At 57.9% G+C, this 6799-nt stretch carries 5 protein-coding genes and 1 pseudogene; 1 reads left to right on the forward strand and 5 read right to left on the reverse strand.

Features of this window, described 5'->3' with window-relative positions:
- Positions 1-26 precede the first annotated feature (26 nt).
- The 5 genes and pseudogenes from DEU53_RS18720 to DEU53_RS18740 all read right to left on the reverse strand — a co-directional run.
- Complete coding sequence (locus DEU53_RS18720; protein ID WP_110868032.1) at positions 27-806, reverse strand: heme ABC transporter ATP-binding protein; 780 nt, start codon at positions 804-806, stop codon at positions 27-29.
- Positions 799-1800 (reverse strand): iron ABC transporter permease, encoded by a 1002-nt coding sequence (locus DEU53_RS18725; protein WP_110868033.1) that lies wholly within the window; start codon positions 1798-1800, stop codon positions 799-801. Before DEU53_RS18725 ends, DEU53_RS18720 begins: the two co-directional genes overlap by 8 nt.
- 94 nt (positions 1801-1894) lie before the next feature.
- Complete coding sequence (locus tag DEU53_RS18730; RefSeq protein WP_110868034.1) at positions 1895-2737, reverse strand: hemin ABC transporter substrate-binding protein; 843 nt, start codon at positions 2735-2737, stop codon at positions 1895-1897.
- Positions 2734-3756 carry a hemin-degrading factor gene (locus tag DEU53_RS18735; RefSeq protein WP_110868035.1) on the reverse strand — a complete coding sequence of 341 codons (1023 nt, stop codon included), beginning with the start codon at positions 3754-3756 and terminating at the stop codon, positions 2734-2736. The genes DEU53_RS18730 and DEU53_RS18735 overlap by 4 nt, the downstream gene beginning before the upstream one ends.
- Before the next feature lie 48 nt (positions 3757-3804).
- Positions 3805-6027, reverse strand: a pseudogene (locus tag DEU53_RS18740) (TonB-dependent receptor domain-containing protein); the annotation flags it as partial.
- A 331-nt stretch (positions 6028-6358) separates the two neighbouring features.
- On the opposite strand from DEU53_RS18740, the gene DEU53_RS18745 reads away from it, so the two are divergent.
- Positions 6359-6646, forward strand: a complete 288-nt coding sequence (locus DEU53_RS18745; RefSeq protein WP_101761890.1) for a SelT/SelW/SelH family protein — start codon at positions 6359-6361, stop codon at positions 6644-6646.
- Positions 6647-6799: the final 153 nt, after the last annotated feature.

The raw sequence follows: 6799 nt of genomic DNA on the forward strand, positions 1-6799 counted from the left end.
GCGCGATAAATCGCGCCGCTACGGTTTCAGGCACGCAGTTGAATCTGCGGTCTGCCCCTCTCATCTTGCATCACCACATCCAACTCCGCCTGATACCAGCGCGTCAGCGTGTGTTCGGTCATCACCTCATTGGGTGCGCCTTCCGCCACCAGCTTGCCCTGATGCAGTAACAGCACGCGATCCGACCACAGCGACGCGAGGTTAAGATCGTGCAGCACGGTGCAAACGCTGAAGCGTCCGTTGCGCGTCAGACGATGCAGCAAACGCAAACTGTGCTGCTGCCAGAACAGATCCAGCGCGGAAGTGGGTTCGTCGAGAAACAGCCAGCCGCGTGGCCCGTCATCGTGCCACAGCTGAGCCAGCACGCGCGCCAGCTGCACGCGCTGCTGTTCACCACCGGAAAGCGATCGATAATCGCGCTGTGCCAGCTCAAGGCTGCCGGTAATGTGCATCACCTCGTCAATCACCGCCCTGGATTGAGCGCGCGGCCAGGGTGCGCGGCCCATCGCCACCACATCGGCAGCGGGCAGCGGAAAACTGACGCTATTTTGCTGACGCATCACCGCGCGGCGCTGCGCCAGCGGTTCGCGCGGCCAACTGTTTAGCGGACGATCGCCGAGCCAGCACTCGCCCGCTTGCGGCGTGAGAAAGCCGGTCAGCAAGCGCAGCAGCGTGGATTTCCCCGCGCCGTTGGGGCCGATCAGCGCGATCATTTCGCCAGGCTGCAAAGTCAGGGAAACGTCGTCGATCAACGCGCGTGAGCCGTGGCTAAATCGCAGCCCGCGTGCCTGCATGCAGTCACTCATTCATCCCCCTTTGCTCACGCAGAATCAGCCAGAGAAACCACGGGCCGCCCAGCAGGCTGGTTAACAGGCCAACCGGCATTTCCGCTGGCACCACCACGGTGCGCGCCAGCGTATCGGCCAGCAGCAGCAAAATCGCGCCCGCCAGCGCCGAACCGGGCAGCATCCAGCGATGATCGCTGCCGAGACAGAAACGCATCAGGTGCGGCACCACTAAACCGACAAAGCCGATAATGCCACTCACCGCCACGGCGGTGCCTACCAGCAACGCGCTCAACACCAGCAGCTGACGCTGCGTGCGCTTAACGTCGATGCCCATGTAATGTGCATCCTCTTCGCCGAGTTGCAGCAAATTGAGACGACGCGCGCGCAGCTGAATCGCTATCAGCGCCGGCAGAATCAGCACCGCGCACACCGCCAGGCTCGGCCACTGCACCGCGCTCAAACTACCCATGCCCCACAACGCCAACTGACGCAACTGCTGATCGTTACTCAACCACGACAGCACGCCGACCGCCGCGCCGCATAAGGCATTGATGGCGATACCAACCAGCAGCAAGCGCGACAAATTGCCCAGCGCCAGACGGCTAAAGCTGAAGATCAGCAGCGTCACCACCAAACTGCCCATAAAGGCGGCGAGTGTTGGCAGCCACAGCGCCAGCAGCGGCGGCAAGCCGAGCGGGATAACGATCGATATCGCCACCGCTAAACCCGCTCCGCTGCTGATGCCGAGCAAACCGGGATCGGCCAGCGGATTGCGAAACAATCCCTGCATCACCGCGCCGGACACCGCCAGCGCCATGCCGAGCAGCACCGCCAGCAGCACGCGCGGCAGGCGGATGTTGATCCAGATTTGCCACGCCATATCGCTGAGCGGCGCACGCAACAAAGTGCGCATTGAAAGCGGCATCGCGCCGAAGTTGGCCGCCATCAGCATCACTATCAGCATGCAGATGGTCATCAAACCGAGCCAGCGCATCACGGATGTATTCGCCATATTTTCCCCTAAATAATTCAAGGTGCAGGAAGGCAGCAAGTGTTCGAATCCCCAGGAGCTTACACAAGTAAGTGACTGGGGTAAGAACACGCAGCTAACGCGCCTGCGGCTTGAAGTATGACGGGGAAGCCGCTTCGGCTGCGTGGCGCAGTTTGATAATCGCGCCCGGCGTATCAAGGCCAAAGCTCAGCAGCGCCATCTCATCCACCACCAGCAACGCGCGATGCTGACCGGCTGGCGTCAGTGCCAAACCGGGCAGCGACCACACTTTCTCTTCGCCGCCCAGCGTACGCAGGCCATCTTCACCCACCACGATCAAATCCGGTGCCGCCGCAATCACACCTTCCTGCGACAGCTGCTGATAGTGCGGCACCGCCGCCATCGCGTTGATCAGACCCGCGCTGCGAATCGCGCCGTCCGCGCCAGTTTGTGCGCCCGCCGCCTGAGTGCGCATGCCGCCGTGCGCCATGATAAACAGCACTTTAATCGGCAACGGTTTTTGTGGGATCTGCGCGCGCTGCTTGTTGACCTTCTCGATCAGCGCGTTGGCTTCCTCTTCACGATGCAGCGCCTTGCCGATGGTAGCGATTTTTTCCGCGATGGCGTCGAGGCTGTTTTTGCCGGTGACATCCACCACTTTTACGCCAGCTTGCGCCACTTGCTGCAGCACCAGCGACGGTTTTGCCAGCTCGCTGCTTAGCACCAGCGTCGGTTTCAGCGCCAGAATCCCTTCGGCATTCAACTGCCGCATATAACCGACATCCGGCAGCTTGTTGGCCTGCGCTGGATGCTGGCTGGTGCTGTCACGCGCTACCAGATCCTGCTGCGCATCCAATGCATAGATGATTTGCGTGACGTCACCGCCAATCGAGATCACCCGCTCGTCCGCAACAGCGGGCAGCGCCAGCGCAGTTAGCAGCAACAGAAGTTTTCTCATGCTAACGCCTCCAGCGACATCACCTGCTCGCGCCAGCGCGCCTGCTCCGGCGTGCCTTCGCTGCGCTGACCGTACAACTGCGCGATCTGCGTGCCGTCGGCGGCAAACAGTTCCAGGCTGGTGACGAAGCCGTCGCCGCTCGGTTTGCGCGTCACCCAGCTTTCGCTGATGTGATCCGCCATCAAATGCAGAGTGAAGGTGGGATTGAAAATGTTGATCCAGTTATCCATCGGCATCAGCTTCTGCACCGCGCCGGTGAAGATCTGCGTGCAGCCACGGTTGCCGATAAAAATCATGATTTCATTGCCATCCTGCTGCGCCAGATCCAGCAGCTGCGCCAGCGAGTCATTACTCACCTGACGCGCTAGATCGTCCGCCACCGCGCGAAACGCCTGCGGGCGCGAGATGTTGTGGCGCTTCAGCAGACCAAAGAACTGATGCACATCGGTGATGGCGCGCCATTCGGCTTCCACTTTGCTGGCATCAACCGAACTGCTGTATTGCGGCGCGCTGGCGGGCTGCGGATCTAACGCCGCCGCGTTTTCCAACACAAACGCCGCAATCAGCGCATCCCACGCGGCGAAATCGGTGTTGTCGGTGGTGTAGATTTTCAGCACCGCATCAGCGTGGCGATCAAAAATCTGGATGCTTTGACGTTCACCGTGGGCGCTCTGCTCACGCAAGAAGAACGCGCTGTGCCACTGATGCGGGAACAGACGCTGATCGAGCGCGCGCGGGTTGAGAATCAGTCCGGCGTGTTCGCCAAGGTGCAGGTTTTCATATTTGCCCACCTGCTCGTGAACCGCATATTCATTGCGGGTGATGCTTTTGGTTTCACCTACCGCCGCCAGTGCTGCCAGCAGCGCAGGGAAATCGGCTTTTAACGCCTTTGCATCCTGGCCGACACGCGCTTCACACAGCTGCGCTTCGCCAATGCCCATCAGCGCGGCGAGATCGCGCGCGTACTTTTTCGGATGCTCGCCTTTCAGCGCCAGATAGTGATCGTAACGTGAGTTCATTGCCTTGCTCCATGAAAATGCCCTGCGCTGCCGCAGGGCGAAAAGGGATTAGAAATCGACGTTCACACCTAACTGGAAGGTGCGGCCTGGCATCACCGCCAGGTTGATGTCGTTGCGTTCCTGGGCGTTGCTGCTGGTCAGCGTGCGGCTGCTGGTGTAATCCCAGTATTTGCGATCGGTAATGTTGTAGATACCGCCGCTCAGCTTGACGTTTTTCGTCGCCTGCCAGTAAGCCGTTGCATCCACCATGCCGTAACCCGGCACGCGCATATATTCCGTGGTGGAATCGGTGATCGCCGTGCCGGTGTTGGTGTAGCTTTCGCGGTTGGTCGCCGTGGCCTGCTTGCCTTTCACGAAGGTGGCGGTCAGCGCTGCGCCGTAGCCGCGCGCTTTGTCATCCCACGCCAGGCCAACAATCGCTTTCAATGGCGCGACGCTATCGAGATCGATGTACTTGTCACCGGCGTAGCTGGACTTGGATTTACCTTCGTTATAGCCCAGCGCAAAGGTGCTGCTCAGGCCATCGACCTGCGGGAACCAGGTGCCGTAATTCACTTTGGTGGATATCTCAGCACCATAAATGTAGGCCTTATCGCGGTTTTCAGCCTGATAGCTGGTGTAGATGTTGCTCGGAACGTTGGCGAACATCTCCGGATTGGTGGCGCGGCGATAGCGGGTGTAGGCGATGAAGTTTTTGTACTGGTTATAGAACACCGAGGTGTTGACCGTTACGCCTTCTGTCGCCTGGCCTTTCAGGCCCCACTCAAAGTTGTTGCTGGTTTCGGTTTTCAGATCGGTGTTACCAATCAGCGCATATTGCGCGCTACCCGCATAGCTGGAACCCAGGTTCCATGAGCCATACAGCTGGCTGGTAGTGGGGAACTGCACGCCGCGTTTGTATTGCAGATAGGTGGTCAGCGCTGGCGTTAAATCGTACTGGAAGGTCAGCGATGGCAGCACCTGCGTATCGGAGTTAGTTTTGCCATACAGCGCATCAACCTGCTCTTCGGTCAGCACCGTGCTGCCGGTGGTGAGATCGCCGAGATTTTTCGGCTTGGTGCTTTGATACATTACGCGCACGCCGGGAATAACCGCGAAGTTGTGGCTATCAAGATCGAAATTGATCTTATCTTGCAGGTATCCTGCCACCGCGAAAGTGCGGCTGTCAGACTGCGGTTGGGTGATGGCGCTAAAGGCGCTCGGCGCTGGCTCCTGGCGGAACGGACGCTCGCTGTTGTCCAGGCGCGCATTGACACCGGCACTCAGCTCGTGGCGGCCCAGCGTTTTGGTGCCGCGCGTGTCAAAGCCATAGCTATCGACGTTGAAATCGGAATAGACAAAGCCGTACTCGCTCGCGCTGGTCGGCAGATAGGTATTGTCGTGCGCCTGAGTTTGCTGCCAGTAAAGGCGCGTGGTCAGCGTATCGATAAAGTCGTTATACGGCGTCCACTCATCCGCCAGATTGATGCCCCAACGGCGCGTATCGCTCTGCTGCTGCGCGGTGCCCCAAACGGTGTTGCCGCTGGTATCCCAGGTATCGTAATGGCTGTGGTTGGTTTTGTGGTAGTAATCAAAGGTGGCGCTCAGCTTGTGCTGATCATTCGGCTGCCAGATCCCGGATGTCATAAAGGCGTCAGAGTGCCAGTTGGCCGGATAAGCCTGTTTCACGTCGCTGTTGTTGCGGGTTTCCTGGCCGTCGCGACGGCTGTAAACAAACAGGCCGCGCAGCTCGTCATCGCCAGCAGCGGCGGTGATGCCGTTGTGCCAGCTGCGATTCGATGAGTCGTAATCGCTCTGGTAACCGAAGTAACTATTTTTGTCGCTGCTAAGGTAATCGTCAGCGGTTTTATTGTGGAACGAGACGTTACCGCCAATCGAGGTATTCGGCTGATCCACCGCCGTGGCGCCCTTCTCAATATCAACGCTGCCGAACAGGTAGGGATCGATGTAATCGCGGCCAATACCAAAGGTGTTGTTGCCGGTGCGGCTGACGTAAGGGCGGCCGGTGGCATCCGGAATCGGAATGCCGTCGATATCCATGCCGACGCGATTACTCTCCAGACCACGAATGTTGTAACCAGTGTAACCCGCGCGGTCGAAACCGCTTTTGCCGGCAGAGGATCCGCCGCTGGATCCGGTGGCGCTGATCAGCGGCTCATAACGCATGATCGAACCGAAATCGTTCGCACCGCGTTTTTGCAGCTCTTGTGCCGTGATGGTGGTTTTATTGCCGGCCTGCTGTTTTGGCGCGGTGACGGTGAGAACCGGTTCATTGCTGGTGCTATCGCTGGCGGCAAAGCTGCAAGCGGCATGAATAGCTGAAGATAAGATGGCAACTTTGAAAAGACGTTGCTGGGCTGTTCCCTGAAAGAGTGAAGACATGCGCGAAATACCTGGTTAATTGTTAGTATTCGCTCACTTGCTTGCTGCCGGAAAGTACGGACCTTGGTTAAAAGACCGTAAAAATTATGGACTTATTTTTTGTAATAAATGATGTCGACAGGAATGTAATGCAAGTGGTAATCATTATCAACTAGCAGTAAGCTAAGATGTATCTTGGACCGCACATTTTGTTAACTTCAATATTTAAATGAGACACGTTATGTCACAGAAACCAGCGATTACCATTCATTACTGCACACAATGTAACTGGCTGCTGCGTTCCGCCTGGATGGCGCAGGAGTTGCTGCATACCTTTGCCGAGGATTTAAGCGCGGTAACGTTACAGCCGGGAACCGGCGGCGTGTTTGAGATTACCATTGATGGTCAGGTGATTTGGGAGCGTAAGCAGGAAGGCGGATTCCCGGATGCGGCAGCGCTGAAGCAGCGCGTGCGCGACCTCTGCTGGCCGGATCGCGCGTTGGGGCATGTGGATAAGAAGAAGAGTTGATTTGGGGTTCGTGCATTATCGGAATAAACGGATGTACGCGCACCTAAGGTCGTCATTCATGAACTGCACCCCAAATGTTGGACCATAATCTGACATTGAAGGTGCAGGTCTATGGCGACAAAATATCCCGTCGAATTCAAACTCTCGGCCATT

The organism is Pantoea sp. AG1095 (genome assembly GCF_003208415.1).
Taxonomy (GTDB): domain Bacteria; phylum Pseudomonadota; class Gammaproteobacteria; order Enterobacterales; family Enterobacteriaceae; genus Pantoea; species Pantoea leporis.

Coding starts and splice junctions, on each gene's coding strand:
- DEU53_RS18735 (WP_110868035.1), bottom strand. CDS start 3,756: ATGAACTCACGTTACGATCACTATCTGGCGCTGAAAGGCGAGCATCCG.
- DEU53_RS18745 (WP_101761890.1), top strand. CDS start 6,359: ATGTCACAGAAACCAGCGATTACCATTCATTACTGCACACAATGTAAC.
- DEU53_RS18720 (WP_110868032.1), bottom strand. CDS start 806: ATGAGTGACTGCATGCAGGCACGCGGGCTGCGATTTAGCCACGGCTCA.
- DEU53_RS18730 (WP_110868034.1), bottom strand. CDS start 2,737: ATGAGAAAACTTCTGTTGCTGCTAACTGCGCTGGCGCTGCCCGCTGTT.
- DEU53_RS18725 (WP_110868033.1), bottom strand. CDS start 1,800: ATGGCGAATACATCCGTGATGCGCTGGCTCGGTTTGATGACCATCTGC.